Raw genomic sequence first — 25,381 nt, 5'->3', positions numbered from 1 at the left:
CGCTCATCATTGAGTATTTATCTTAAGGATAGCAAATTTGGTTGCCAGCCCCCCGTTTCACAATATGGAGATTGAGCTAACCAAAATCCTTTCGGTGTGAATACGCCTAGAATAACATTATCTATGCTTAATATTTGAATTGTATGACGCTGCCATGGAAAAATATGTGCTTCTTGTATAGCTTTTTTTAATGGCCATGCACCAACTCTGCCATATAAATGCACTTTTTCGCCACCAGTTCGCAACTTTAAGCTTAATTTTTTGCTTAAAAGCTCGAAACTCAACCCAATCGGTGCCGTTTGAATCTGATATGTACCTGACAAGGTAACAAGGTGATGATTTAACTGAACTTGAAGTTCTAAATTTACAGCGACCTGATCTTGATCCGCATGAAATTCATTGCGATGAATACGAAAAAGTTGATTTCGGTACCGTACATAATAATATTGATTCCAATGGAGTTTTGCTTGTGCATCACTTTTGGAAGCAATCACTTCCTGTTGTAACCGCTCAACCATATCAAATGCAGGGCGATATAAATCATCTCCTTTCATCCACATCGATAATAGTTGGCGTTGTCTAGCCTCAGATAGCTGACAAAATATCACTAAATTTAAAACATGCGCATCCCCACAAGCTTTTAAATCAGTGTGTATAACTTCTTTTAAAATCTCATCCGCATCTTGCATTAACTGACTGATTCGACTTAATGCTTGTTGCATTTTGGGAAACCGTTTTTGTAAAAAGGGCCATAATTCTTCACGACACCATGCTCGGTCATAATGAATATCAGTATTACTTGGATCTAATATATTTTGCACATTGAGTTCAGCTGCCCATTGGCAAATTTGCTCACGACTTAAATCTAAAAATGGGCGCCAGAGATTTAAATTTTCTCTTTTTTCATAAGCCTTCATTGCAGATAAGCCATGAACGCCTGCACCAGATAACAGTCGAAGAATCACGGTTTCAGCTTGATCTTGTTGATGATGTGCCAAAACTAAGACTTCGGTATCAGTTAATTGTTTTTGATACGCCTGATAACGTACAGATCTTGCTTGTTGCTCTAAATTGCCTGCACGTACATTTACTTTTTCAATAATACAAGGAATATCAAGTAGATCACATTGTTGTTGTACAAACTGCCCCCAGATGGCACTTTGATTTTGTAATTGATGATCTACATAAATTGCACGTACTTTTTTTGGACATAAAAAAGACATAAGATGTAGCAGCAACATAGAATCTATGCCGCCACTACATCCAATTAAAAAGTGCGTATCTTCAGAAAAACACTGAAGTTGACTTAAGACGCTAGTCCTAAATTGTCGCTGCCAAACTTCATCAAACGTTGGTAACGTGCTTCGCATCTTTCTTTCGCATCCATTGGTTGCAATTCTTCCAGCGCTTCTTTTAACACAGATTTTAAGCTATACATGATTTCTTCTGGATGTAAATGAGCGCCCTCACCTTCGTCCACCACATATTCAACAATGCCTATTTTTTTCAATTTCTCAGCAGTTAATGCTAATGAATCACTTGCTTGTTCTGCTTTCTCAGCTGTTTTCCATAAAATAGAAGCACAACCTTCTGGTGAAATCACCGAATAAATACTATGCGACAGCATAATAACACGATCTGCAACACCAATACCTAAAGCACCACCAGAGCCACCTTCACCAAGAACCGTCGCAATAATCGGCACTTTGAGACTCGACATTTGTGCCAAGCTAGATGCAATCGCTTCTGCCTGACCACGCTCCTCAGCGCCAACACCTGGATAAGCACCCATCGTATCAATAAACGTAAATACTGGTAGTTTAAAACGCTCAGCCATGTCCATAAGACGTTGGGCTTTACGATAACCTTCTGGGTTACTCATACCAAAATTATGTTTTAATTTTTCACGTGTACTACGACCACGATGTTGACCAATCACCATCACAGGCTGACCATCAAAACGTGCTAAGCCACCAACCATAGCACCATCGTCACCAAATAAACGGTCACCATGTAATGCATCAAATTCTGTGAATATTTCACCAACGTAATCTAAAAATTGCGGACGTTCAGGATGACGTGCAATTTGAACTGTTGCCCATGCTTTTGATTGAGCTGCTTTATTTTTCATAGGTCGACCACTATCCCTAAACAAACCATACGTTAATGGATGAACTGTTCCGACTGAATATTCAATTCAATGTCCCAATGTTTAAACTGCAATTGTTCATCGTACAATTCTGCAATTAATAAAGGCCACTGTTTCGCATCACCAGAAACTTTAAGTTGCCATTGTTGCGCATTTTCAACATTAAGTTCAATGGCAGGAAGCATCTCATCACTACGACTGTGATTAACTAAAACTGCTAAACGAAGCAATAGACAAAGATAAACTAATTTGCTACCACCAACTTTCATAACATCAGATTTTGCATCACTACGAAGCTTTCTACGATGGTGAGCAACTAAATGTGATAAATGATTTTGATCAATCTGTGAAAAACCTGCAATATCTGAATGTTGTAGCAAATATGCACCATGACGATGGTAACCACTATGACTAATGGCTAAACCAATTTCATGTAAATATGCTGCTCTGCGTAATAAGTCACTATCATCATTGTTCAAATGCAAGACGTGAGCAACGCCATCAAATAAATGCTGAGCTGTTGTGACTACCCGCTCTGCTTGTTTTAAATCGGCATTATATCGACCAATTAATGCATGTACAGAACGATCACGAATATCTTCATGCTGAAAGCGACCTAAAAGGTCATACATGACACCTTCACGTAATGCGCCATCAGAATACACTAATGCATCTAGATTCAATACATCAAAAATAGCGTATAAAATTGCAACGCCCGCGGGTAAAACAGCTCTACGATCTTCTTTTAAACCATCAAATTCTATTTCAGAAACATGTTTACATTTTAAAAGCTTATCTTTTAGTTTTTCTAGCCCTATGCGTGTCAAATGCTCTTGTTCATTACTCCAGCCCATATTAACAGCAATTTGTCGGCAGGCTTTAATGGTTCCGCTTGAGCCAACAACGGTGTCCCAACCTTCTGCTTTATACGTGTTCACCATACCAGCCATTTCTTTACGTGCTGCAACGACAGCTTGATCAAATCGACTTTGACTGATTTCACCTTCTTGGAAATATGATTTTGTAAAAGCAACGCAACCCATTTGAATGGATTCTGTATGAATAGGCTCAAACTCTTCACCAATAATCAGTTCTGTTGAACCACCACCAATATCAATGACCAATCTTCGACCACTATTTACCATGGTATGCGAAACACCTAAATAAATTAAGCGTGCTTCTTCACGACCAGCAATAATTTCAATGGGTTTTGGTAAAATTTCAGCTGCTTTTTGTATGAATTCATGACCGTTCTTTGCCTGTCTTAAGGCATTTGTTGCAACTATTCTCAAACGATTGGGTTGAACAGAACCTAGACGGCCAACAAATCTTGCTAAACAAGCTAAACCTCGTTGTTGAGCTGCTTCTGTTAAATTTTTATTTTCATCCAGCCCAGCTGCCAATTGTACTTTTTCTGACATCGACGCGACTTTTTTTACTTCACCATGATCCACACGTGCAATTGCTAAGTGGAAACTGTTTGACCCCATGTCGATGGCTGCGAGCAACTCTTCATCAATCAAAAAATCAGACATTATTTAAACGAACCTATACAGAGTTGTGCTTAGAGTAATGCACCTCTCATTAATTTAAAAGCCATTTATTTATCCATTTTTACATTTTTATTCAGGTTTTAGCTTATTCATTGTAAGACACGATTATTTTCATCGTGAGCATCAATTAGACTTTTTAAGATGAAAGGTTGAAAATTTGGTGATTCACCCCATCATTGTTATGTAAAAGAAAGCTATGTAATACTTATATGAATAGCCTCTTTAAAAAATTCATTCTGGAGCAACTTCCATGTCAAGCAACATCGTAAATACAACTGACTCAAACTTCTCAACAGACGTTTTAGAATCTGACATTCCTGTACTGGTAGATTTCTGGGCAGGTTGGTGCGCACCTTGTAAAGCAATTGCACCAGTACTTGAAGTACTTGCATCTGAATATGAAGGTAAAGTAAAAATTGTAAAAGTTGATGTTACAACCTGTTCAGATACAGCAGTCAATTACAATATTCGTAATATTCCTGCGCTGCTTATGTTTAAAAATGGTGAAGTTGTTGCCCAACAAATTGGTTCTGCACCTAAATCAAAATTAACTGCTTTTATTGATGAAAATATTTAAGCACGATAAAGTATTGAAAATACGTTATTTTAAATAACGTATTTTTTTTCATCTCTAAATTGACAAACCGTTCAATCTCTCTTATATTGCTATCTCAAGAAATAGAGAGCTAAAAGGCTCGATTTCTTAAAAGACACAACACATAAATGCCGCTCGGCAATAGAAATTGCTTTTCACATTTCTCTTTAAACAATGTTTCAATTCGTTGAATTGTTATTGTGCAAATCAATTGCTTTCGCTTTTGTACGTCCGCGGCCATTTGTTGCTTCCTTTCTAACCTGTATCCCAGAATTTTTAATTCTATCTGACCTAATATGAATTTAACTGAACTCAAGAAAAAACCGATTGGCGAACTCATCAAGATTGCCGAGTTTATGGGCCTTGAAGGAATGGCTCGTAACCGGAAGCAAGACATTATTTTTGCCATCTTAAAACGCCATGCAATGAATGGTGAAGAGATTTTTGGTGATGGCGTTCTAGAAATTTTGTCAGATGGCTTCGGCTTCCTTCGCTCTGCTGCGGGTTCTTATTTAGCAGGGCCAGACGATATTTATATCAGCCCATCACAAATTCGTCGCTTCAACCTACGTACTGGCGACACAATTACAGGAACAATTCGTCCACCTAAAGAAGGTGAGCGTTATTTCGCATTATTAAAAGTTAATCAAATTAATTACGATACGCCTGAAAACTCACGTAATAAAATTCTTTTTGAAAACTTAACACCGCTCTTTCCTACAGAACAATTAGTCATGGAACTAGGAAATGGGACGTCTGAAGATCTAACTTCACGTGTTGTTGATTTAGTTGCACCTATTGGGAAAGGACAACGTTCAATTATTGTTGCACCACCTAAAGCTGGTAAAACAATGTTATTACAAAACATCGCTCAGTCGATTGTTCGTAATAACCCTGAAGTTTTCCTTATCGTCCTCCTGATTGACGAACGTCCTGAAGAAGTGACTGAAATGGAACGTACTGTTCGTGGTGAAGTCATTGCATCAACATTCGATGAAGCACCTGCACGACATGTTCAAGTGGCTGAAATGGTCATCGAAAAAGCAAAACGCTTAGTAGAACATAAAAAAGATGTTGTCATCTTACTTGATTCAATCACACGTTTAGCACGTGCATACAATACTGTAATTCCATCATCAGGAAAAGTTCTTACTGGTGGTGTCGATGCACATGCACTTGAGCGTCCAAAACGCTTCTTTGGTGCTGCACGTAATATTGAAGAAGGTGGTTCATTAACTATTATTTCGACCGCTTTAATCGAAACCGGTAGTAAAATGGATGATGTGATCTACGAAGAATTCAAAGGTACAGGTAACCAAGAAATTACGCTTGATCGCCGTATTGCAGAAAAACGCGTATTCCCTGCAATGAACATTAAAAAGTCTGGTACTCGTCGCGAAGAACGTTTGATGGGCGAAGATAATTTACGTAAAGTATGGATTCTTCGTAAACTTCTTCATCCGATGGATGAATTAGCAGCGATGGAGTTTTTACTTGATCGCATGAAAGAAACCAAAACCAATGATGATTTCTTTGATCAAATGAAACGTAAAGCTTCAAATTAAATTTCATCTAAATTCTCAAAAAGACCAGCGATCATGCTGGTCTTTTTATATCCTTAACTTTTAGACCAAACATACACAATTAATACACTTTTCAGTCAACTTCAAAAAAAGACTAATCTATATTTCATATAATATATAAAATATTTATATAATTTAACCGCTTATTTTCCTATCTACCAATATATATTCATCTTTTAATTGTTATTTTCTGTTAATAATTTCTCATTTTACTATCAAAATCACTTCTTTTTTCGTATCAACCAGTAGATATTTTGAGTACTCAGTGGTAGCATATTCGCAGACCAGTTAGACTGCTCCTGCGTTGTTAATACCTAACAAATTTAGGAATAATAAAAGCACTTAACAGGCTAACGAAGGTTTTTTTTAATCTCAAATTTTAGAGAGTGATGCCATGTTATTCAAAAAAATCGCTATTGCTGCTGCAGTTGCTACTACTTTAGCTTTCGTTGGTTGTGCTAAAAAAGAAGCTGCTACTGAAACTGCTGCTTCTGAAGCTGTAGTTGCTTCTGAAGCGATCACAGTTGTTGCTTCTGAAGCTGCTTCTGATGCTGTTGACGCTGCTTCTGAAGTTGTTATTACAACTGAAGTTGTTGCTTCTGAGCCAGCTAAATAATCTAAGATTATTTTAGTTATAAAAAAAGAGAACTTACGTTCTCTTTTTTTTGCTTTAAATTTATTAAAAATTTAAAGTTTAATGAACAGATCAGTCGATCTGTTCAGTACCCACGCGTTGACGAAACTTTTGTCCAGCGCGGAAAGTCACTACACGGCGAGCTGAAATAGGAATTTCCTCACCCGTTTTAGGATTACGGCCTGGGCGTTGACGTTTGTCACGCAACTCAAAGTTACCGAATCCAGAAAGTTTTACTTGCTCACCTGAAATTAATGCCTGACTAATTTCATCAAAGAATAACTCGACCATTTGTTTTGCTTCACGTCGATTTAAACTCGTGAGCTCACTTAAATGATCAGCCATTTCTGCTTTTGTTAATGCTGTCATGAAGCCCTCAATGTTGCTTGGTAAGTGGTTTCTAAAACTTGAAGGATATTATCCATTCCCGTTTTAATTTCTGAATCTTCAAGTGTACGCGTTGGATGTTGCCATAAAAGTGCAAACGCTAATGAACGCTTACTATCTTCTACGCCTTGTCCAGTATACACATCGAATAGCCAAGTAGAATCTAACAGCTCTCCACCCGTATTTTCGATAAGCTGCTGAATTTCTCTAACACTAATATTATCATTAATTAAAAGCGCAATATCACGTCTAACCGATGGAAAACGTGATAATTCTGTAAAATTAGATACATATTTTTGCAAAATCGCCTTTAAATCAACTTCTACTACCCACGTTACACCTAAATCCAAGTCATTTTCAAGTGATGGATGTAAACGCCCTAAATAACCAATAGACTGACCATTGACTAAAATTTCCGCAGATTGACCAGGATGTAACCATGATCGAGTTGAAGGAATATATTCAGCTTTAATACGTGCAGCAGCTAAAACTTCCTCAATCTCACCTTTTAAGTCGAAGAAATCCATAACTTGTGGCTTTGCATGCCAAGATTCAGCTGTTTTTGATCCTACTGCAATCATCGCCAAGGTTGGAATTTGCTTGAGATCATTAATTGATTTTGCATCTTGATAATCAAATCTCAAACCTACTTCAAAAAAGCGTACACGAGATTGTTGACGATTAACATTATACTGCACACAAGGGATCAAACTTGAAAGTAATGTTGAGCGCATCACAGCCAAATCACTTGAAATAGGATTTGCCAATGCAAGTGGTTGTACATCTGCATTTAACTGCTTCTCAAGTTTTGCATCTGCAAAACTAAAGCTAATCGCTTCTTGATACCCTAATGTCACCAAAGTTTGACGTAATGCTGCGAGTTCAAATTGATCTTGATACTGTGCAAGTTTTACATCAATCACAGGTAAGCTCATTTGGATATTATCATAGCCATCAATACGTGCGACTTCTTCAATTAAGTCTTGATAGATCGCAATATCATAACGATGTGAAGGTGGAATAACACTCCACTCACCTTCTGCTTTAACTGTTACCAAGCAACCTAAACGCGTCAATGCATCTGTAATAAAAGATGACTCAATTGAATATCCAAGCAATTGGTCTACTTGGCTTTGATTTAATTCAATCGCTTCACGTTTTGGTAAATAACCTTCATTTTCAGCAACTGTAATTGGTCCGAAATCTCCTCCTGCAAGCTCTGCAATCAACTGAGATGCACGATTCATAGCAATTAAAGGAAGCTCAAAATCAACACCACGCTCATAGCGTTGCGATGCATCTGTATGCAATCCAAAACGACGCGCTCGACCTGCAATATGTAAAGGTGCAAAGAATGCAGATTCTAGGAAAATTTCGGTTGTTTCATCTGTTATAGATGATGAAAGTCCACCCATAATTCCAGCAATTGCCAATGCCTTTTCGTCATCTGCAATCACCATAATATCGTCAGTTAATTCAACTTCTTGATCATTTAAGAGCACTACTTTTTCAGCAGATGTTGCCTGACGAACATAAACTGAACCATGAACTTTACCGCCATCAAAAGCATGCAACGGTTGACCTAATTCAATGAGCACATAGTTCGTAATATCAACCAAAATACTGTGCTGACGAATTCCTGAACGTGCTAACGCACGCTCCATCCATTCTGGTGTTGGTGCCTTGGTATTTACATTTTTGATGACACGCCCTAAATAGCGTGGACAGCCTTCTGTTTCAACAATAATGTTCTTTTCATCTGTAATTGTCGCTGCAACCGCTTGAATCTCTGGTGAAGTCACTGCAAGTTGATTAATGACTCCCAATTCACGAGCAACACCACGAATACTAAAACAATCACCACGGTTTGGTGTAATGCTGATATCAATGACATGATCATCTAAATCTAAGTATTCACGAATATCAACACCAACAGGTGCATTTTCTGCTAGCTCTAAAAGACCATCAATTTTGTCTTCTAAATCAATTTCTGAAGCACCGCACAGCATTCCTTGTGATTCAATGCCACGAAGCTTACCTTTTTTAATTTTAAAATCACCTGGTAATACTGCACCAACGGTAGCAACTGGTGCTTTCATTCCAACGCGGACATTTGGTGCACCACACACAATCTGCAAAGGTTCACCAGTACCAATATTTACCGTTGTAACACGTAAGCGATCCGCATCAGGATGTTGCTCTACGGTTAAAACTTCACCAACAACCACCCCTGTAAATGGTTTTGCTGCAGGATCCATGTCATCAACTTCTAGACCAAGCATTGTTAATTGATTAGATAAAGTATGGCTATCAATTGCAGGATTAACCCACGTACGTAACCAATTTTCGCTAATTTTCATATATTTAAAACCTATATATCTAAATTCTTAAATCTCTCTTCTTCTCAGATATTAAAAATAGCTTGCATCTATATTGAACGAAGCACTACTTTTATATTTAGAGAAGTAAGGAAAGTATTAAAAAGTTTTAAGCAAACTGGCGTAAGAAACGCACGTCGTTTTGATAGAACATACGCAAATCATTAATTCCATAACGAAGCATTGCGAAACGCTCTACACCTAAACCAAAAGCAAACCCTTTGTATTTTTCAGGATCAATACCCGCAGCACGCAATACATTAGGATGTACCATTCCACACCCCAATACCTCTAACCATTTACCGCGCTCATCCATAATATCAACTTCAGCACTTGGCTCTGTAAATGGAAAATAAGATGGACGGAAACGTACCTTTAAGTCTTTTTCAAAAAACTCATTGAGCAAATTAACCAATAAACCTTTTAATTCAGCAAAATTTGTATTTTCTGCAACATACAAACCTTCAATTTGATGAAACATTGGAGAATGTGTTTGATCCGAATCATTTCGATACACACGCCCAGGGCACACAATACGAATTGGCGGTTGATTGGTTTCCATTGTGCGAATTTGCACACCAGAAGTATGCGTACGAAGTAAATGATTTACATCAAAATAAAACGTATCATGCATTGCACGTGCTGGATGATGACCAGGAATATTCAATGCTTCAAAATTATGATAATCATCTTCAACTTCAGGACCAGTCGCTATCGTAAAACCTGCTTTGGTAAAAAATTGACAAATGCGCTCTTGAACTTGCGTAACAGGATGAATACTACCTATCGTTTGTCCACGACCTGGTAATGTAATATCCACCGTCTCATTTGCAAGCTTCTGTTCTAATTCAGCTTTTTTTAATTCTGATTGGCGTTCAGTCAATGCAGTGTTAATCGCTTCACGCACAGCATGAATGGCTGCACCCTGAACTTTACGTTCTTCAGGATCCATTTTGCCAAGAGCTTTCGATTGTTCAGCGAGCTGGCTTTTTTTCCCTGTAAATTGCACTCGGGCTTGATCGAGTGTTGCAAGGTCTTGAGCTGCCGCAATTGCAGCAAGCGCTTCAGTGGTCAGGGCTTCCAGTGACATAATAACTCTCAAAGCATCAAAGTTAGAAATATAGTTAAAACCATTTATTCTACCAGTTTTTAGCCAAAAAATTGTAGTTTCTATATTAGGAAAATTAGAATAGTCATTTTAAAGTGAAAAAGTATAAGATACTTATTAAATTAAAGAGATCATCACGATGGCACTCGATCAAATTTGGAAACAACAACTGACTCTAGTTACATATGGTAATGAATATTTAAGTCAAAAAATTGGTTTTCAACCTTGGATAAATCATTCAATTTTTAATCAATATAGTTTTCAATTTCGTGACCTTAGCTCACAACATTTATTGGCACAACATTTTCAAATTTGGCTGGAAGGCTTAAAAAAAGAAGGTTGTCAGCGCATTAGCTTACATCATTCAAACCTCATCACCGATGAACAAAACCCCAATGTAAACGTGGAGCTCCTTCCTTTTGCTCACTTTATTGTCAGCCACCATCCAAAAGCTAAATTTGCATGGATATTAGGAAAAGAACTTCCTGAATGGTATAGCGCTGAAAATGACTATGAGCCACCTGAAGCACAAAAAATAGCTATTCAGCAAGAAACTTTCTGGCGCTACGAATTGACTTCAAAAGTAGTCAAAAAAATTGATGCCGATATTTCACAGCAACCAAATTGGGATGATATTCACGAATACACTGAAAATGAACTTTTTAAGAATACAAATGCACAAGGTTTTATTGAGCCTATTAGCCAAAATATGGCTTATACAGGCATAACCTTAAATGATGCGCAAGATCACCATAATTTACTTTCACTCTTACCAACCACTTATACAGCAGATTATGCAAACCAAACACTCATTCGCTTAGATTCATTATCAACCTACATTCAAAGTAAAATACAGCAGCCTTATCATGAAGATGGTTCTAAATTCACGCCTGAAGAGCAATTAATGGCGCAACATTTTGCTCAAAAAACAGATGATCTTTCTTCAAAGTTTATTGTTAAAGTTGCTAATCATTATCAAACTGCTCGACTTACGCCAGTCACAAAGCATAATCCTTTAGATGACTTTTCTTTAGGTAAAACACCCATTAAAAAGAAATTTCATGATCCTCAAATTTCTAACAAATCTAGCGTGATCACTTTAGTTATTGTGACCATTATTATCTGTCTAGTTGGCTATTATTTCGGTTTATAGAGCTAATAATGAAAAGTAGTTGAATTATTTTTTTCAATTGCTTTTCATAAAATCAGGCACATTAATTCACTGGTTTAATCGTTAGAATAATTTTTTGCTCATCATCATGCTGATTTATATAATGATTAACCACGATGACTTCTCCTTCAACCTCAGCATCTGGACCATATAACACCTTAACAGTTTCTCCAATTCTTGGAATCACCTGTAAATTCACTTCTATAGAACCTTGACTTAAACCATTAATTTCCACAAGCATTTGATTTCTCCTTATTTTATTCTCTTATACTGTATGCAAATATGTGATTTATCTACAATCATTTCATGTAGAAATATGTAACGATTCCAATACTAAAAAAGACCGCAAATGCGGTCTTTTCTAAATCATCAAAGATGATTATGCAGCCAATGCACCTTTAGCTTTTTCAGCTAAAGCTGTAAATGTAACTGCGTCATGCATAGCGATGTCAGCAAGTACACGACGGTCGATAATTACTTGAGCTTTTTTCAAGCCAGCAATCATACGGCTGTACGATAAACCATTTAGACGAGCACCAGCATTGATACGCGCAATCCATAAAGCACGGAATTGACGTTTCTTTTGACGACGGTCACGGTAAGCGTATTGACCTGCTTTAATTACTGCTTGGAACGCAACGCGATAAACGCGTGAGCGAGCGCCATAGTAACCTTTAGCACGAGCAAGAATTTTTTTATGACGGCGATGAGCCTGTACACCACGTTTTACACGAGCCATTTATAATCTCCTTAGATGTATGGGCACATACGACGAACTGAAGCAACGTCACTTACGTGAACCATTACACAGCCGCGCAATTGACGGATACGCTTAGCAGATTTTTTGGTCAAAATGTGGCGTTTGAACGCTTGTTTACGCTTGAAACCGTTAGCAGTCGCTTTGAAACGTTTAGCTGCACCACGGCGAGTTTTTAACTTAGCCATAACAACCTCTTTAAACACCTGTTCGGCACGTCTGCACCATTGCAAAAACGACCTGCAGGTAAGGGAGCCAGTATTCTAAAGCATCCCTGTACAAAACAAAAGCAATTCTTCCACTTTATTCATTTATTCAATATGCATTTTTCAGATAACCAGTGACGATGAATTTATCACCATTTTTTAATTTAAGTTTTATAATCAGTTATCTTTACTATCTTGTCCAAACATGAACTCAACGCAGGATGCTTTTGCAGCACTCAGATATCGAGATTTCTCGATTATTACCCTCAATCAATTCTGTTTAACATTAGCCATTTTGATTCAGGAAATTATTGTCGCCTATTCCCTTTACCAAATTACGAAAGATCCGCTCACGCTTGGCTTTATTGGTTTGGCTGAAGCAATCCCATTTATTGCTTTATCCTTATGGGGTGGATATTTTGCAGATCGCTTTAACAAGCAAACGATCATGAAAATTTGCCTATTCTTTGCCTGTCCAATGCCGCTTATTTTATGGTGGCTATTTCATGCCTATAGTCAAAATCATATGTCTACAAGTGCATTATCTTGGGGCATATATGCTGTTATTTTTGGTTTAGGAACTATTCGTGGTTTTTACAATCCATCCGCAACCTCCTTAAAACCCTTTTTAATCCCCCGTGAAATTTACGCAAATGGTGCGACATGGACCACGATTGGCTGGCAAAGCGGCGTCATCATTGGCCCTATGCTGGGTGGATTCATGTTGGCATTATTAGGAAAAGAAACCAGTTTCTTTTTTGTCGCAATTTTACTGGCCATCTGTTTTATTTTAATCAATTTATTACAAAAACGTAGTTTCCCAAAAATTGAAACGACCAACTTAATGGAAAGTCTTGGCGATGGTTTTCGATTTATTTGGAAAACTAAAATTGTACTGTGGGCAATTTCATTAGATTTAGTCTCAGTTCTCTTTGGCGGTATTATTGCGCTTCTTCCAATTTTTGCAGAAGATATTTTAAATGTCGGGCCTGAAGGTTTAGGTTATTTACGTGCAGCACCATCTATTGGTGCATTGATTACCATGATTGCGCTCACAAAATTCCCACCGACACAACATGCATGGCGTAATATGTTACTTGCTGTGGCAGGCTTTGGTGTCTTTACCCTTTTATTTGCCTTCTCTAATTCGCTCTGGTTATCACTATTTGCTCTCGCAATGACAGGCGCTTGTGATAGTATTTCTGTAGTCATACGTCAAACGATTTTACAGATTTATCCACCCGAAAATATGCGTGGACGAGTTGCTGCGGTCAATGGAATGTTCGTCTCTAGTAGTAACGAGCTCGGTGCATTTGAATCTGGTGTTGCTGCAAAATATTTAGGTACAATAGTTGCTACCGTATTTGGGGGATGCATGACACTTGCTGTTGTTACCATAAGCTGGGCAAAAACGAAAGATCTTTTTGGGGTGGATATCACCAAAGATCATCGTCCTTAATTTGATTTAAAATTTGAAAAACAAGTTTGCTAAATGTGATAAAACGTGGTGCATTTAGCAAATCCAAACAATAGTCCGACTCTGCTCGATTAAGATTAATTATTATGAAACGAATCCTTTGTTTATCTATTTTGTTTAGTCTAGGGTTTACAGCCGCACATAGTGAAACAAAACATATCAATCAACTACCTCGTCAGCAAAGTACCGCTGTATCGCCACACTTAACAACACGTATTTCTTGGACGAAATTCCCACAACCCAAATATAGCGCTGAAGATTTAAAAAATCAGGATCGCTCTGCTATTATTCGCGTTCATGCCAATGAATTGGGAAAAGTAACTCAAGTAACAATTCAAGAAAGTACAGGACTGACTGAATTAGATAATATTTTACTCAATGCTGTGCGTGTTGCTCAGGTTCAACCGCATATACAAGAAGATACCCCCATTGCAATCATTGGCTACCAAACTTTTAATTTAAAATTAGCCAACCCTATTAGTGAAACATGCGATTTGAGTTTCAAATCACAAAATTGGATCAAGCAGCAAGCAGGTGAAAAAACGCCTTTTTCCTATCAACAACAGCCTTTATTAAACATAAATTCAAATGACTTAAATGGCTATGATCGCACTATAGAATTTAATTTTAAAATAGATAAATCTGGCAATGTTAAAAAAGTAAAAATTAACAAAGGATCAGGTGCTTCCAATCTAGATCAGAAAGTCGTTCTTGCTATTTTAGATACGCCAATTCAAGTTAAACGTACAGCAAGTACTTTATGGATGTATAAAAAAACCAATTTTAATGATCGTATTCAATTTAAATTCAATGAATGTGAATCATGATATGACAGCGAGAGTTTGCTCTCGCTTAGCTATATCCAATTGAGATCAATAATTAATTTGAAGTACCACAAGTAATACACCTAAAATACACAAAATCAAACCAATTACTCTATTCATCAGCACTTGCTGAGCCAACATTTTTTTTCGTAACAGTAAAATTGAAAACACCAATGCCACAATTGAGAACCAAATAAAATGTGCAAGGGACATAAATAAACCATAAACAATCAACACGAACTTTGGCGTTTCAATGCTCACAATTTGCGTATAGGTACTGAGCACGAATAAAGTTGTTTTAGGATTAAAAGCATTTGTCAGAAATCCCTGCTTAAATGCCTGTAAAATGGTTAAAACTCCATCTGGACAGGTCTCTTTAATCGGAAGTTGCATAAATGTTTTATAGCCAATATAAATCAAATATGCTGCACCACAATATTTAATAATATGAAGTAAATACGAGAGATACGACACAATAAAAATCATTGCACATAATGTATAAAACACATGCAGTAACACGCCTACAGCGATACCAAATGCAGTAAAGATTCCAATTTTTCGACCATACAAATAGCTATTTCTTGTTACAACGGCAAAGTCCGCACCTGGACTCACAACCGCTAAAATCGTAATGAGTGCGACAGCTAAAAACTCATACATTACACTTTACCAAGCGGTTTTATCATCAGAACTATACGTAGTTGTAATTTTCGATCTAAATGATAAAAAATTCTTTGATATACTTTTTGGCATACATTAATCATGATATACAATTATTAAAAATGAGTAAGAAGCTTATTTTTAAATAATTTAACTTGAATAAATATCGAAAAAAAGGAAAACATCATGATGAGTTTTTGGAATGTTTGAAAGATTATCCTTAAATTCACTAAAGTTTTTTTATTTTGTCGGTAAATACGGCAGTGTCACCATTGCTGCACAAAAATTATTTGTCACTCAAAGTGCGGTCAGTAAACAAATTTATAATTTAGAAGAGTCTTTAGGTTTATGCTTATTTGAACGTAAAAATAAAACTTTAAACCTTTCGACTCAAGGCATCCTTTTATTTAATTGTTGTCATAAAATGTTTGCTGATTTAGATGACTGTTTGAGTCAATTAAAGACACAGGATAATCAAAATGAACGCTTAATCTTATCATGTGAACCCACGCTTGCAATCAAATGGCTAATTCCACGTTTAATAAAATTTAAAAAATTAGGGCACCCATTTGAAATTGTTCTGCTTACAAGTGGGGGAAAAGTTAATTTTGAACAACATAATATTGATATTGCAATTCGTCGCAATGATTTTTATTGGGGAGAACATATTTTTAGTGAAAAAATAGCCGATGAATATATTTGTATCATTCAGAATCAACAGCATTCTCAGAATCAAGATTTGTTAATTTCCACTTCTAGACCTCATTTTAAAAAACACTTAAAACAATTTAAAGCAACTAGAACCATCTTAGATTCCCGCCCCCATATTGAATTAGAACATTTCTATTTATGTTTAGAAGGATGTTTAGCGGGTTTAGGATCAACAATAATTTCAATGTATATGATAGAAAAAGAACTTGAATCACAATTATTAAAAACACTAATTTCGCCATTCAAAGACAGTTCTGCTTATTACTTATTATCTCAACAATGCATTTTCGATGATGCTAAAAAAGTTATTTTTCTACAATGGCTTCAAGATGAAATGCAAATAAGTCAGCTACATTTTTTACCTTAGTCAAAACGACCAATCGGTGATAGTAAATTAGTAGACTAACTCATCGCAACAAATGCCATATAAATAAAAATATAACGTCCAATTTTTGCAAGAGAAACAATCAACAAAAAACGAGTTAGATTTTCTTTTAATAGTCCTGCAATTAATGTAATTGGATCTCCAATGATTGGTGCCCAACTTAACAACAAAGACCAATATCCATATTTTTGATATATCTTTTGCGCTTGCAACATTTTTTTCTGTGAAATTGGGAACCATCGTTTATTCTTATAATGTTCTATTTTTAAGCCCAACCACCAATTCACACAAGAACCTAAAATATTCCCTAGGCTTGCCACTGCAATTAATATAAAAGGTGCATAATGTCCATTAATTAGCAAACCAACCAATACCGCTTCTGATTGTAGTGGGAGTAAAGTTGCTGCACCAAATGCAGCAATAAATAAAAAAAATAAACTCATTTAGACTGAGTTAAACCCAGTTTCTTTTTAGTTTTTAAATATTCATAATTTGCGATGAACACAGCCATAATAATAATTAAAACACGTGCCCACTTATATTTTTGTGTTAAAGGCTCAATCGCATTTTTAAGAATAACTTGATCATGTGTATTTAATTGCGCAATCAAATTTTGAATTTGAATCACTTCTACAATAAATAGCACCAAACAGAGAACAATGCCCACAATAATGCTCCAATAAATTTTTGGATTATGTTCAATAATGCGGGTAAAATTTAGAAAAAAGTCTTTCATTGTTCCGATCCAGTAATACGCTGCTCAAAGCCGCACATATACTAGCATAAAGTATATTTTTACTAAAAATGCTTCGCGTATTTCTTTAAATCAAACATTCATCTGTGTAATTTATTGTATCGTTAAGATCGACTTGCTCTGTTATAAATGTGGTTTTTTTAATATAGGCACAAAAAATATACCTATACTACCATTGACTTAAAGCTTAATCGCTAATGCTTTCTGCACTGCGGGTCGATTTTCTATACGCTGTAAATATGATTTAACATTTGGATAATCATCTAAATCTATATTTTGCCATTCATGCCGTTTTACCCAAGGAAAGATCGCCATATCGGCAATTGAATATTCCCCTGCCACATAATCTTGTCCAATTAACTGCTTATTCAAAACCCCATATAAACGCTTTGTTTCAGTAATATATCTTTCAGTTGCATATGGAATACGTTCTGGTGCAAAACGACTAAAATGATGATTTTGCCCAAGCATTGGACCAAACCCACCCATTTGCCACATAAGCCATTGTTCTACTTCCACACGATCTTGTTCATTGCTTGGATAAAATAATCCTGTTTTTCGTCCTAAATATTGTAAAATAGCGCCCGATTCAAAGACTGAAATTGATTGATGATTTGGGCCATCTTGATCAACAATTGCAGGAATTTTATTATTGGGAGAAATGTTTAAAAAATCTGGCTGAAACTGATCATTTTCTGAAATATTGATAGGAAATACTTGATACTGTAAAGCCATTTCTTCTAAAGCAATTGTAATTTTTTGACCATTGGGCGTTCCCCAATAATATAAATCAATCATCTATTTTATCCTTTTCTTCTACTCAATCTATACGTATTCTATATATTATTTATATCACAATTTGAGAATTTTAAATGATTATGCAACTAAAATTTTATTCTCAAATATTTACTTTCTCGACTCTAAATCTCAAAATAGTAAATGTAAACAATATAAAAAAGCACTGTAAAATACAGTGCTTTTTTATAGACGATTGGATTACTTTTTCTTTTTAGGACCAAGTAACATACCCATTTGTCTACCTTCCATTTTTGGTGCTTGTTCAACGACACCTACATCTGCAACATCTGCTTCAATTTTTTGCAGTTGCGCAAGACCCAATTGTTGATGAGCCATTTCACGACCACGGAATCGAAGTGTGATTTTAACTTTGTTACCATCTTCAAGAAATTTAACGATGGCGCGCAATTTTACATTATAGTCGCCAACATCTGTTGCAGGGCGGAGCTTAATTTCTTTCACCTGCACTTGATGTTGCTTTTTCTTCGCTTCTTTTTGCTTTTGTTTTAAATCAAACAAATGCTTATTGAAGTCCATGATTTTACAAACGGGTGGTTCAGCATTTGCAACAATCTCAACCAAGTCAAGATCTACACTTTCTGCTGCACGTAAAGCTTCAGTTAAGCTTACAATACCTTTTTGCTCACCATTTTCGTCAACAAGACGGACTTCTTTCGCACGAATTTCATCATTCAAGGCAGGACGGTTTGATTTGTTACCGCCCTGTTGATTACGATCAGGCTGTTTAATTGCTTTTACTCCACAATGTACCGGCCGCGTTCGGCAACGGCTACTTTCACTAAGTCAACGAAAGCATCGATTGACATAGTACCCAAATTTGTTCCTGAGCGAGTTCGTACATTTACTGTACCTTCCTCAACTTCTCGGTCCCCAAGTACCAATAAATAAGGAATACGCTCTAATGTACGTTCACGAATCTTAAAGCCGATTTTCTCATTTCTCAAGTCAGAAATAGCACGAATACCGTTTTCTTTAAGTTTTGCAACGACTGACTCACATGCATGAGCTTGTGAATCTGTAATATTCATAACACATGCTTGAATCGGTGCCAACCATGGTGGCATAAATCCAGCATAATGTTCAATAAGTATACCAATAAAACGTTCAAAACTGCCAAGAATTGCACGATGTAACATTACAGGCTGATCGCGATCATTATCTTCAGTGACATATGATGCATCTAAACGCTCTGGTAAATTGAAATCACACTGAATAGTACCACATTGCCAGATACGACCTAAGCAATCTTTCAATGAAAATTCAATTTTAGGGCCATAGAATGCACCTTCACCTGGTTGCTCTTGCCATTCTAGACCAGCTTCATCTAACGCATCTGCTAACGATTTTTCAGCAACATCCCATAATTCATCTGCTCCAACACGTTTTTCGGGACGCGTTGAAAGCTTCATTTGAACATCTTCAAACCCAAAATCTTTATAAACATCTAAAGTGAGTTTAATAAAATCTGCGACTTCTTTACCAATTTGTTCAGTCGTACAGAAAATATGTGCATCATCTTGAGTAAATCCACGAACACGCATAATACCGTGTAATGAACCTGATGGCTCATTACGATGACATGAACCAAATTCTGCTAAACGAATTGGTAAATCACGATAAGACTTTAATCCTTGATTAAATACTTGTACGTGACATGGGCAGTTCATTGGCTTGACGGCGTAATTACGGCTCTCAGAATGTGTCGTAAACATATTCTCTGCATAGTTTGCAGCATGGCCTGATTTTTCCCACAATGAAAAATCAACAATCTGAGGTGTTTTTATTTCTAAATAACCATGATCTTGTTGAACTTTACGCATGTATTGTTCAAGAACTTGATAGATAGTCCAACCATTTGGATGCCAGAACACCATTCCAGGTGCTTCTTCTTGCATATGGAATAAATCAAGTGCTTTACCAATCTTACGATGATCACGTTTTTCTGCTTCTTCAATACGTTTGATATATGCAGCAAGCTGTTTTTTATCCGCCCAAGCTGTACCATAAATACGCTGAAGCTGCTCATTTTTCGCATCACCACGCCAGTATGCACCAGACATTTTAGTAAGCTTAAATGTTTTTAAGAATTTAGTATTTGGCACATGCGGACCACGGCACATATCGACATATTCTTGATGATAATACAAACCCATTTGAGTTTCGTCGGGCATATCATCAATCAAACGTAATTTATAATCTTCACCACGTTCTGTGAAAATTTTAATGACATCCGCGCGTGGAGTCATTTTCTTGATCACATCATAATCTTGATCGATGAGCTTTTTCATTCGCTCTTCAATGGCAGCCATATCTTCTGGTGTAAATGGTTTTGGACTAAAAACATCGTAATAAAAACCATCTTCAATGACAGGTCCAATCACCATTTTCACATCAGGAAATAATTGTTTAACTGCATGTCCGACTAAATGCGCGCATGAGTGACGAATAATTTCTAAACCTTCGTCATCTTTTGGTGTAATAATTTGAATAGTTGCATCTTCGGTAATCAAATCAGAAGCATCCACTAAACGCCCATTTACACGACCAGCAACTGTATTTTTTGCAAGACCTGGACCAATGCTTTGAGCAACTTCCATGACTGATACAGCTTGATCGAACTGTTTTTGATCACCATTTGGCAACGTAATAATTGGCATAATAAAATCCTTAAGGAGTGATGCCCCTTACCATGGAGCATATCACCGCGAGATTATGATCGAGGAAAACCTCAAAAGATAAAAACGGTGGATAAACATAAATTCGCCAATAATTTTACACCGCTTAGCCTGATTTATAAATCCTTTATTCAAAATTTTATTTTTCATTCATTTAAAGTTGAATAAAAGCCCAAATCTAAACAAAAATCCAACTAAATAAAGAATCATTAGTTCAAAATTAATGACGTAAAAGACACGACTAAAGAATGAGAGAAAATTGACAAAAAACCTCATATCTTCAATATTAGGAAAAGGAAAAATAATGAAAGGGATAGGAAAAGAAAAGTGAAAGCATATGATCAATTACCCAAAACACCTGCAAATTTTGTTGCACTCACCCCCTTACGTTATTTAGAACGTGCAGCCTATATATATCCCCATCAAGATGCGATTATTCATGGAAATCGGCATATTTCTTGGCAAGAAACCTATACACGTTGTCGACAGTTTGCACATCAATTACAACGATTAGGCATTCAAAAAAACGACACCGTTTCTGTTCTACTGCCGAATATTCCAGCCATGATTGAAGCTCATTTTGCTGTTCCTATGGCTGGTGCTGTGTTAAATACGCTAAATACACGTTTAGATGCTAAAACTCTAGCTTTCATGTTAGAGCATGCTGAAACTAAGGTCTTACTGGTCGATGCTGAATTTGCAGAGTTAGCCAAAGAAGCGCTTCAACTCATACCTCAAGAAATTTATGTGATTGATGTCGAAGATGAACAATATGAACATCCGACTAAAATCACAATTGGACAAATCGAATATGAAACTTGGCTTGCCCAAGGTGATATTAATTTTTCTTGGCATTTACCAGAAGATGAATGGGATGCCATCAGTCTAAATTATACATCAGGAACTACAGGAAACCCGAAAGGTGTCGTTTATCACCACCGTGGTGCTTACTTAAATGCCGCCAGTAATATTCTCGCTTGCGGTATGACACCACGTGCTAAATATTTGTGGACATTACCACTATTTCATTGCAATGGTTGGTGTTTCGCTTGGTCCGTTGCTGCTAATGGCGGAACCAATATTTGTCTTCGTAAAATTGATCCAGAATTCATATTTAAGTTGATCGAACAACATCAAATTGATTATTTTTGTGGTGCCCCTATTGTACTTTCAATTCTAATTAACACTCCCAAAGAAAAACAAATTAAGTTTAATCATCGTGTTGAAGTAATGGTTGCAGGTGCAGCACCACCTGCTGCCATTATTGAGGGAATGCATCATATTGGTATTCGAGTTAATCATGTTTATGGTTTAACTGAAACCTATGGTCCTTCAGCTCTTTGTGCAGCACAAGCAGGTTGGTCTCATCTTTCTCTTCAAGAACAAGCTCAACTTCATTCTCGTCAAGGTGTTCCATATCCCCTACAAGATAGCATGAGAGTTATTGATCCAGAAACAATGCAACCCGTTCCCAATGATGGAAAAACGATGGGGGAAATTATGTTTCGAGGCAATATTGTCATGAAAGGGTATTTAAAAAACCCAGAGGCAACAACTGAAGCATTTGCAGGAGGATGGTTTCATACTGGTGATTTAGCCGTATGTCAGCCCGACGGCTATGCCAAAATTACAGACCGTTCAAAAGATGTAATTATTTCTGGAGGGGAAAATATTTCATCTTTAGAAATTGAAGAAATTCTTTATCAACACCCTGCCATTATGACTGCTGCTGTTGTGGCAAAACCAGATCCTCGCTGGCAAGAAGTCCCTTGTGCGTTCATTGAACTCAAACAGGGGCACAATGTAACAAGTGAAGAAGTCATTCATTTTTGTTCACAACATCTTGCTCGCTTTAAAGTTCCTAAAGATATTGTCATCACTGAAATCCCAAAGACATCGACAGGAAAATTACAAAAATTCATTTTACGCGAATGGGCTAAAGATAGAGCTATTGGAGAGTTTAACTAATTTTTATTATTTTAAAATTCATATTCATAAAAAAGCGACTTCATTAAGTCGCTTTTTTATCTGCTTAATTATCAGAAATTAATGCGACTTGTTGAACATAATTGAAAAGTTTCAGCTTCGATTCTTCTAATTCAACGTCACTGACTTGTTTACTCATATCACGATGAATACGTAAAGCATGTTGGCGTAATGTATGGCGCTCTGCTGCATTATAAGTTTTGACGAACTCATTAATCACGATATCGCCATCTTTAACGATACGCTCCACCCAACGCTGTAATTGTGCTGTTTTTTTCGCACCTTGTTGCGGTGTTAAATAGGATAAAATTACACTTTCATCTTCATACCGTAATAGTTTTCCTATCCGTTGAAATTGACGACGTCGCGCTTCATGAGATGTTATATTTTGCACATCTAATAAAGCATCAATTAAGCGCTCCTCAACAGGAAGACTCTGTATTTGTTTTAAATTTAACTCGGCGAGTTGCTCACCTAAAGCTGCCATACGTTGAACAGCTTTTTTCTGTTCTGTTTTACTTGCACGCCCTTCTAAAGTTTCAAAATCATCTTCAGTAAAACGATGCGGTCGACGTGCCACGATTAATCTGCCTCGTAAAATTTTGCTTCGAACAATGCTTGAATTGCAGATAAAGCTTTTTCTTCATCTGCACCCTCAATCACCAAGCGTAAAGTTGTACCCTTGCCAGCACCAAGCATAAGCAAAGACATAATGTTTTTAGCATCTACTAATTTTTCAGTTTTTCCAATTTGAATAGAAGAACTAAATTTAGTTGTAACCTCAATAAGTTTCCCAGATGCACGAGCATGTAAACCTAATTTATTAATTACATCAACAGTTGTGTCAATCATGACCAGTGCTTCATTTCTCTATGTAAGACTTGAACAGACCAGTTTTCCTGTAAGGCTTTTTGAAGTCTATCCACCATATATACCGAACGATGCTGTCCACCTGTACATCCTATTGAAATAGTAATGTAATGTCGATGAGCTTCAGCAAAAATAGGTAACCACTTTTCTAAAAAACCATCAATATCTTGGAACATTTCGTTTGCTTGTTCACTATTGCTCAAGAATTTTTGTACAGATTCATCTAAACCAGAATATTTACGTAATTCTATATCCCAATGAGGATTTGGTAAATGACGTACATCAAAAACATAATCTGCATCTAATGGAATGCCATGCTTATATCCAAATGATTGTAAAATAACGATCATCTGATCTGCTTGTCCAAGTCGATTCAGTAACGTATGTTTTAAATCATGTACACTCAATCCAGTCGTATCAATGGTAATTGTTGCATTAAAGTGAACTGGTAACAGTAAGTTTTTTTCTTCCTGAATACACTCCGCCAAACTCTTAAACCGATTTGCTAAAGGGTGAGGACGCCTTGCAGCGCTAAAACGTGTAATTAATTCATGATCTTTGGTTTTTAAATAAATAACTTCAATTGTTCCTTGTTTTTTCAGCTGTTCAAATACATGATCAAATTCTTGTAAATCTTCACGTGTACTTCGAACATCTACACCAAGTGCTAACAATTCTAAATTATTTTCTTTATCGAGTTTTAATACAATCTCGGGAAGTAATGCGACAGGCAAATTATCAATACAGTAATAACCTAAATCCTCTAAAACCTGTAAAGCAGAAGATTTTCCAGAACCCGATTGACCTGTAACAATTAAAATGCGTTTCATAGCAATACTACCCCAAGGTATGTGAGTCAATGTATTTTACATACACATTATCAATTAAACGTGTTTCTCCTAATTTTGCCGCAACAAATAACACAACATCTTGATTAAATGTATAGATTTTTTGAAGCGCTGGTGTTCTCGCTTCTACATAGTCCACAATAAAACCTGCATTTGTCAATGCGATTTTCATACGATCAAGCACTTCAACTAGATTTATACCTTGGTGTAAGTTTTGCTCTGCATTTTTTAATGTCTGATAAATCGTTGGTGCAATCGCGCGATTGCTTTCACTTAAATATCCATTTCGAGAACTTAACGCTAAACCATCTTCTGCCCGTGCAATAGGAACACCGATCACATCAATCGGCATATTTAAATCACGTACAAACTGGCGAATAACGGCCAATTGTTGATAATCTTTTTCACCAAAAAATGCCGCATGAGGACCTACAATATTAAATAGCTTTGTAACTACTACAGCAACACCATCAAAATGCCCAGGACGCTGCAATCCACATAAGTCAGCCGTAATATCATTCACACTAATATTGGTTAATCTTGATTGGTCACCATACATTTGCGCTACCGATGGTGCAAAAATATAATCACACCCAACAGTTTCAAGTAATTGACTATCTTGTTCTAGTGTTCGTGGATAATTGTCATAATCTTCATTAGGACCAAATTGAATTGGATTTACAAAAATACTGACCACCACAATATCACAATGCTTACGTGCTTCACGTACAAGATTTAAATGACCTTGATGAAGGTTGCCCATTGTTGGAACAAATCCAATTTTTTTTTGTTGCATACGTGCAACATCCAATATAGAGCGAAGTCCTTGTATGGTTGTCTCTAACTTCATA

General features: G+C 36.5%; 27 protein-coding genes. 8 read left to right on the top strand and 19 right to left on the bottom strand.

Annotated elements, in window-relative coordinates; translation table 11 throughout:
- Positions 1-17: 17 nt before the first annotated feature.
- The 3 genes from tilS to ppx are packed head-to-tail and all read right to left on the bottom strand — an operon-like array spanning position 18 to position 3,684.
- Entirely contained in the window at positions 18-1,370 is a 1,353-nt protein-coding gene (gene tilS / locus B9T31_RS06530) for a tRNA lysidine(34) synthetase TilS (RefSeq protein ID WP_086181162.1), read from the bottom strand.
- A complete protein-coding gene (locus tag B9T31_RS06525) occupies positions 1,307-2,131 on the bottom strand; it encodes an acetyl-CoA carboxylase carboxyltransferase subunit alpha (RefSeq protein WP_086181161.1) in 825 nt (274 codons plus the stop codon). Before B9T31_RS06525 ends, tilS begins: the two co-directional genes overlap by 64 nt.
- 32 nt (positions 2,132-2,163) lie before the next feature.
- Positions 2,164-3,684, bottom strand: a complete 1,521-nt coding sequence (gene ppx, locus B9T31_RS06520; protein WP_086181160.1) for an exopolyphosphatase — start codon at positions 3,682-3,684, stop codon at positions 2,164-2,166.
- A gap of 268 nt (positions 3,685-3,952) precedes the next feature.
- Between ppx and trxA the strand changes: the two genes are divergently transcribed.
- From trxA to B9T31_RS06505, 3 genes are all read left to right on the top strand, one after another.
- On the top strand, positions 3,953-4,279 hold the full coding sequence (gene trxA, locus B9T31_RS06515; protein ID WP_086181159.1) for a thioredoxin: 327 nt from the start codon (positions 3,953-3,955) through the stop codon (positions 4,277-4,279).
- 314 nt (positions 4,280-4,593) lie between these two features.
- Positions 4,594-5,862, top strand: coding sequence for a transcription termination factor Rho (gene rho / locus B9T31_RS06510; RefSeq protein ID WP_086181158.1), 1,269 nt, complete (start codon positions 4,594-4,596; stop codon positions 5,860-5,862).
- A gap of 412 nt (positions 5,863-6,274) precedes the next feature.
- Positions 6,275-6,496 (top strand): hypothetical protein, encoded by a 222-nt coding sequence (locus tag B9T31_RS06505; RefSeq protein ID WP_086181157.1) that lies wholly within the window; start codon positions 6,275-6,277, stop codon positions 6,494-6,496.
- Between the two features lie 90 nt (positions 6,497-6,586).
- On the opposite strand, the gene B9T31_RS06500 is transcribed toward B9T31_RS06505, so the two are convergent.
- The 3 genes from B9T31_RS06500 to pheS form a co-directional block, all read right to left on the bottom strand.
- The gene (locus tag B9T31_RS06500; protein WP_067763456.1) at positions 6,587-6,883 is read right to left on the bottom strand and encodes an integration host factor subunit alpha; all 297 of its coding nucleotides are present in this window, start codon (positions 6,881-6,883) and stop codon (positions 6,587-6,589) included.
- On the bottom strand, positions 6,880-9,261 hold the full coding sequence (pheT, locus tag B9T31_RS06495; protein WP_086181156.1) for a phenylalanine--tRNA ligase subunit beta: 2,382 nt from the start codon (positions 9,259-9,261) through the stop codon (positions 6,880-6,882). The genes B9T31_RS06500 and pheT overlap by 4 nt, the downstream gene beginning before the upstream one ends.
- Positions 9,262-9,388: 127 nt before the next feature.
- On the bottom strand, positions 9,389-10,369 hold the full coding sequence (gene pheS / locus B9T31_RS06490; protein WP_086181155.1) for a phenylalanine--tRNA ligase subunit alpha: 981 nt from the start codon (positions 10,367-10,369) through the stop codon (positions 9,389-9,391).
- A 157-nt stretch (positions 10,370-10,526) separates the two neighbouring features.
- Between pheS and B9T31_RS06485 the strand changes: the two genes are divergently transcribed.
- Entirely contained in the window at positions 10,527-11,540 is a 1,014-nt protein-coding gene (locus B9T31_RS06485) for a hypothetical protein (protein WP_086181154.1), read from the top strand.
- A gap of 61 nt (positions 11,541-11,601) precedes the next feature.
- On the opposite strand, the gene B9T31_RS06480 is transcribed toward B9T31_RS06485, so the two are convergent.
- The 3 genes from B9T31_RS06480 to rpmI all read right to left on the bottom strand — a co-directional run bounded on the left by B9T31_RS06480 (position 11,602) and on the right by rpmI (position 12,503).
- Positions 11,602-11,799, bottom strand: a complete 198-nt coding sequence (locus tag B9T31_RS06480) for a hypothetical protein (protein ID WP_086181153.1) — start codon at positions 11,797-11,799, stop codon at positions 11,602-11,604.
- A 138-nt stretch (positions 11,800-11,937) separates the two neighbouring features.
- Positions 11,938-12,297: a 50S ribosomal protein L20 gene (gene rplT, locus B9T31_RS06475; RefSeq protein WP_086181152.1), complete on the bottom strand. Its 360-nt coding sequence runs from the start codon at positions 12,295-12,297 to the stop codon at positions 11,938-11,940.
- A gap of 11 nt (positions 12,298-12,308) precedes the next feature.
- A complete protein-coding gene (gene rpmI, locus B9T31_RS06470) occupies positions 12,309-12,503 on the bottom strand; it encodes a 50S ribosomal protein L35 (RefSeq protein ID WP_001096359.1) in 195 nt (64 codons plus the stop codon).
- Positions 12,504-12,726: 223 nt separating this feature from the next.
- Between rpmI and B9T31_RS06465 the strand changes: the two genes are divergently transcribed.
- Together B9T31_RS06465 and B9T31_RS06460 are read left to right on the top strand one after the other, a co-directional pair.
- Entirely contained in the window at positions 12,727-13,980 is a 1,254-nt protein-coding gene (locus tag B9T31_RS06465; protein ID WP_086181151.1) for an MFS transporter, read from the top strand.
- A 104-nt stretch (positions 13,981-14,084) separates the two neighbouring features.
- Positions 14,085-14,825: a TonB family protein gene (locus B9T31_RS06460; protein ID WP_086181150.1), complete on the top strand. Its 741-nt coding sequence runs from the start codon at positions 14,085-14,087 to the stop codon at positions 14,823-14,825.
- Positions 14,826-14,870: 45 nt separating this feature from the next.
- On the opposite strand, the gene B9T31_RS06455 is transcribed toward B9T31_RS06460, so the two are convergent.
- The gene (locus tag B9T31_RS06455) at positions 14,871-15,482 is read right to left on the bottom strand and encodes a LysE family translocator (RefSeq protein ID WP_086181149.1); all 612 of its coding nucleotides are present in this window, start codon (positions 15,480-15,482) and stop codon (positions 14,871-14,873) included.
- Positions 15,483-15,684: 202 nt separating this feature from the next.
- On the opposite strand from B9T31_RS06455, the gene B9T31_RS06450 reads away from it, so the two are divergent.
- Positions 15,685-16,560 carry a LysR family transcriptional regulator gene (locus tag B9T31_RS06450; protein WP_086181148.1) on the top strand — a complete coding sequence of 292 codons (876 nt, stop codon included), beginning with the start codon at positions 15,685-15,687 and terminating at the stop codon, positions 16,558-16,560.
- Positions 16,561-16,595: 35 nt separating this feature from the next.
- Here the strand turns inward: B9T31_RS06450 and B9T31_RS06445 are convergent, their stop codons facing one another.
- From B9T31_RS06445 to thrS, 5 genes are all read right to left on the bottom strand, one after another.
- Positions 16,596-17,021, bottom strand: a complete 426-nt coding sequence (locus B9T31_RS06445) for a YqaA family protein (protein ID WP_086181147.1) — start codon at positions 17,019-17,021, stop codon at positions 16,596-16,598.
- Positions 17,018-17,314 carry a hypothetical protein gene (locus B9T31_RS06440; RefSeq protein ID WP_086181146.1) on the bottom strand — a complete coding sequence of 99 codons (297 nt, stop codon included), beginning with the start codon at positions 17,312-17,314 and terminating at the stop codon, positions 17,018-17,020. Before B9T31_RS06440 ends, B9T31_RS06445 begins: the two co-directional genes overlap by 4 nt.
- A gap of 198 nt (positions 17,315-17,512) precedes the next feature.
- Positions 17,513-18,130: a glutathione binding-like protein gene (locus B9T31_RS06435; RefSeq protein ID WP_086181145.1), complete on the bottom strand. Its 618-nt coding sequence runs from the start codon at positions 18,128-18,130 to the stop codon at positions 17,513-17,515.
- Between the two features lie 198 nt (positions 18,131-18,328).
- Entirely contained in the window at positions 18,329-18,880 is a 552-nt protein-coding gene (gene infC, locus B9T31_RS06430; RefSeq protein WP_086181144.1) for a translation initiation factor IF-3, read from the bottom strand.
- Positions 18,881-18,885: 5 nt separating this feature from the next.
- Positions 18,886-20,808 carry a threonine--tRNA ligase gene (thrS, locus tag B9T31_RS06425; RefSeq protein WP_086181143.1) on the bottom strand — a complete coding sequence of 641 codons (1,923 nt, stop codon included), beginning with the start codon at positions 20,806-20,808 and terminating at the stop codon, positions 18,886-18,888.
- A 345-nt stretch (positions 20,809-21,153) separates the two neighbouring features.
- On the opposite strand from thrS, the gene B9T31_RS06420 reads away from it, so the two are divergent.
- Positions 21,154-22,794: an acyl-CoA synthetase gene (locus B9T31_RS06420; RefSeq protein ID WP_086181142.1), complete on the top strand. Its 1,641-nt coding sequence runs from the start codon at positions 21,154-21,156 to the stop codon at positions 22,792-22,794.
- 64 nt (positions 22,795-22,858) lie between these two features.
- Here B9T31_RS06420 and yjgA read toward each other — a convergent pair whose 3' ends face one another.
- Genes yjgA through panC form a run of 4 tightly spaced genes read right to left on the bottom strand, consistent with a single transcriptional unit; the run spans position 22,859 to position 25,380 of the window.
- Positions 22,859-23,392: a ribosome biogenesis factor YjgA gene (gene yjgA, locus B9T31_RS06415; protein ID WP_086181141.1), complete on the bottom strand. Its 534-nt coding sequence runs from the start codon at positions 23,390-23,392 to the stop codon at positions 22,859-22,861.
- A 2-nt stretch (positions 23,393-23,394) separates the two neighbouring features.
- Entirely contained in the window at positions 23,395-23,664 is a 270-nt protein-coding gene (locus B9T31_RS06410) for an HPr family phosphocarrier protein (protein ID WP_086181140.1), read from the bottom strand.
- The gene (gene rapZ, locus B9T31_RS06405) at positions 23,661-24,512 is read right to left on the bottom strand and encodes an RNase adapter RapZ (RefSeq protein WP_086181139.1); all 852 of its coding nucleotides are present in this window, start codon (positions 24,510-24,512) and stop codon (positions 23,661-23,663) included. Before rapZ ends, B9T31_RS06410 begins: the two co-directional genes overlap by 4 nt.
- A gap of 7 nt (positions 24,513-24,519) precedes the next feature.
- Complete coding sequence (gene panC / locus B9T31_RS06400; RefSeq protein ID WP_086181138.1) at positions 24,520-25,380, bottom strand: pantoate--beta-alanine ligase; 861 nt, start codon at positions 25,378-25,380, stop codon at positions 24,520-24,522.
- Position 25,381: the final 1 nt, after the last annotated feature.

Origin of the sequence: Acinetobacter sp. ANC 4558, from assembly GCF_002135375.1 — a bacterium.
Classification (GTDB): Bacteria; Pseudomonadota; Gammaproteobacteria; order Pseudomonadales; family Moraxellaceae; genus Acinetobacter.
The sequence above is the reverse complement of the archived record's forward strand: the minus strand, read 5'-3'. Positions and strand labels throughout refer to the sequence as shown.

Bases quoted from the DNA above. Each gene is read 5' to 3' on its own strand.
- tilS (WP_086181162.1), bottom strand. From the start codon at position 1,370: ATGCGAAGCACGTTACCAACGTTTGATGAAGTTTGGCAGCGACAATTT.
- B9T31_RS06525 (WP_086181161.1), bottom strand. From the start codon at position 2,131: ATGAAAAATAAAGCAGCTCAATCAAAAGCATGGGCAACAGTTCAAATT.
- ppx (WP_086181160.1), bottom strand. From the start codon at position 3,684: ATGTCTGATTTTTTGATTGATGAAGAGTTGCTCGCAGCCATCGACATG.
- trxA (WP_086181159.1), top strand. From the start codon at position 3,953: ATGTCAAGCAACATCGTAAATACAACTGACTCAAACTTCTCAACAGAC.
- rho (WP_086181158.1), top strand. From the start codon at position 4,594: ATGAATTTAACTGAACTCAAGAAAAAACCGATTGGCGAACTCATCAAG.
- B9T31_RS06505 (WP_086181157.1), top strand. From the start codon at position 6,275: ATGTTATTCAAAAAAATCGCTATTGCTGCTGCAGTTGCTACTACTTTA.
- B9T31_RS06500 (WP_067763456.1), bottom strand. From the start codon at position 6,883: ATGACAGCATTAACAAAAGCAGAAATGGCTGATCATTTAAGTGAGCTC.
- pheT (WP_086181156.1), bottom strand. From the start codon at position 9,261: ATGAAAATTAGCGAAAATTGGTTACGTACGTGGGTTAATCCTGCAATT.
- pheS (WP_086181155.1), bottom strand. From the start codon at position 10,369: ATGTCACTGGAAGCCCTGACCACTGAAGCGCTTGCTGCAATTGCGGCA.
- B9T31_RS06485 (WP_086181154.1), top strand. From the start codon at position 10,527: ATGGCACTCGATCAAATTTGGAAACAACAACTGACTCTAGTTACATAT.
- B9T31_RS06480 (WP_086181153.1), bottom strand. From the start codon at position 11,799: ATGCTTGTGGAAATTAATGGTTTAAGTCAAGGTTCTATAGAAGTGAAT.
- rplT (WP_086181152.1), bottom strand. From the start codon at position 12,297: ATGGCTCGTGTAAAACGTGGTGTACAGGCTCATCGCCGTCATAAAAAA.
- rpmI (WP_001096359.1), bottom strand. From the start codon at position 12,503: ATGGCTAAGTTAAAAACTCGCCGTGGTGCAGCTAAACGTTTCAAAGCG.
- B9T31_RS06465 (WP_086181151.1), top strand. From the start codon at position 12,727: ATGAACTCAACGCAGGATGCTTTTGCAGCACTCAGATATCGAGATTTC.
- B9T31_RS06460 (WP_086181150.1), top strand. From the start codon at position 14,085: ATGAAACGAATCCTTTGTTTATCTATTTTGTTTAGTCTAGGGTTTACA.
- B9T31_RS06455 (WP_086181149.1), bottom strand. From the start codon at position 15,482: ATGTATGAGTTTTTAGCTGTCGCACTCATTACGATTTTAGCGGTTGTG.
- B9T31_RS06450 (WP_086181148.1), top strand. From the start codon at position 15,685: ATGTTTGAAAGATTATCCTTAAATTCACTAAAGTTTTTTTATTTTGTC.
- B9T31_RS06445 (WP_086181147.1), bottom strand. From the start codon at position 17,021: ATGAGTTTATTTTTTTTATTTATTGCTGCATTTGGTGCAGCAACTTTA.
- B9T31_RS06440 (WP_086181146.1), bottom strand. From the start codon at position 17,314: ATGAAAGACTTTTTTCTAAATTTTACCCGCATTATTGAACATAATCCA.
- B9T31_RS06435 (WP_086181145.1), bottom strand. From the start codon at position 18,130: ATGATTGATTTATATTATTGGGGAACGCCCAATGGTCAAAAAATTACA.
- thrS (WP_086181143.1), bottom strand. From the start codon at position 20,808: ATGCCAATTATTACGTTGCCAAATGGTGATCAAAAACAGTTCGATCAA.
- B9T31_RS06410 (WP_086181140.1), bottom strand. From the start codon at position 23,664: ATGATTGACACAACTGTTGATGTAATTAATAAATTAGGTTTACATGCT.
- rapZ (WP_086181139.1), bottom strand. From the start codon at position 24,512: ATGAAACGCATTTTAATTGTTACAGGTCAATCGGGTTCTGGAAAATCT.
- panC (WP_086181138.1), bottom strand. From the start codon at position 25,380: ATGAAGTTAGAGACAACCATACAAGGACTTCGCTCTATATTGGATGTT.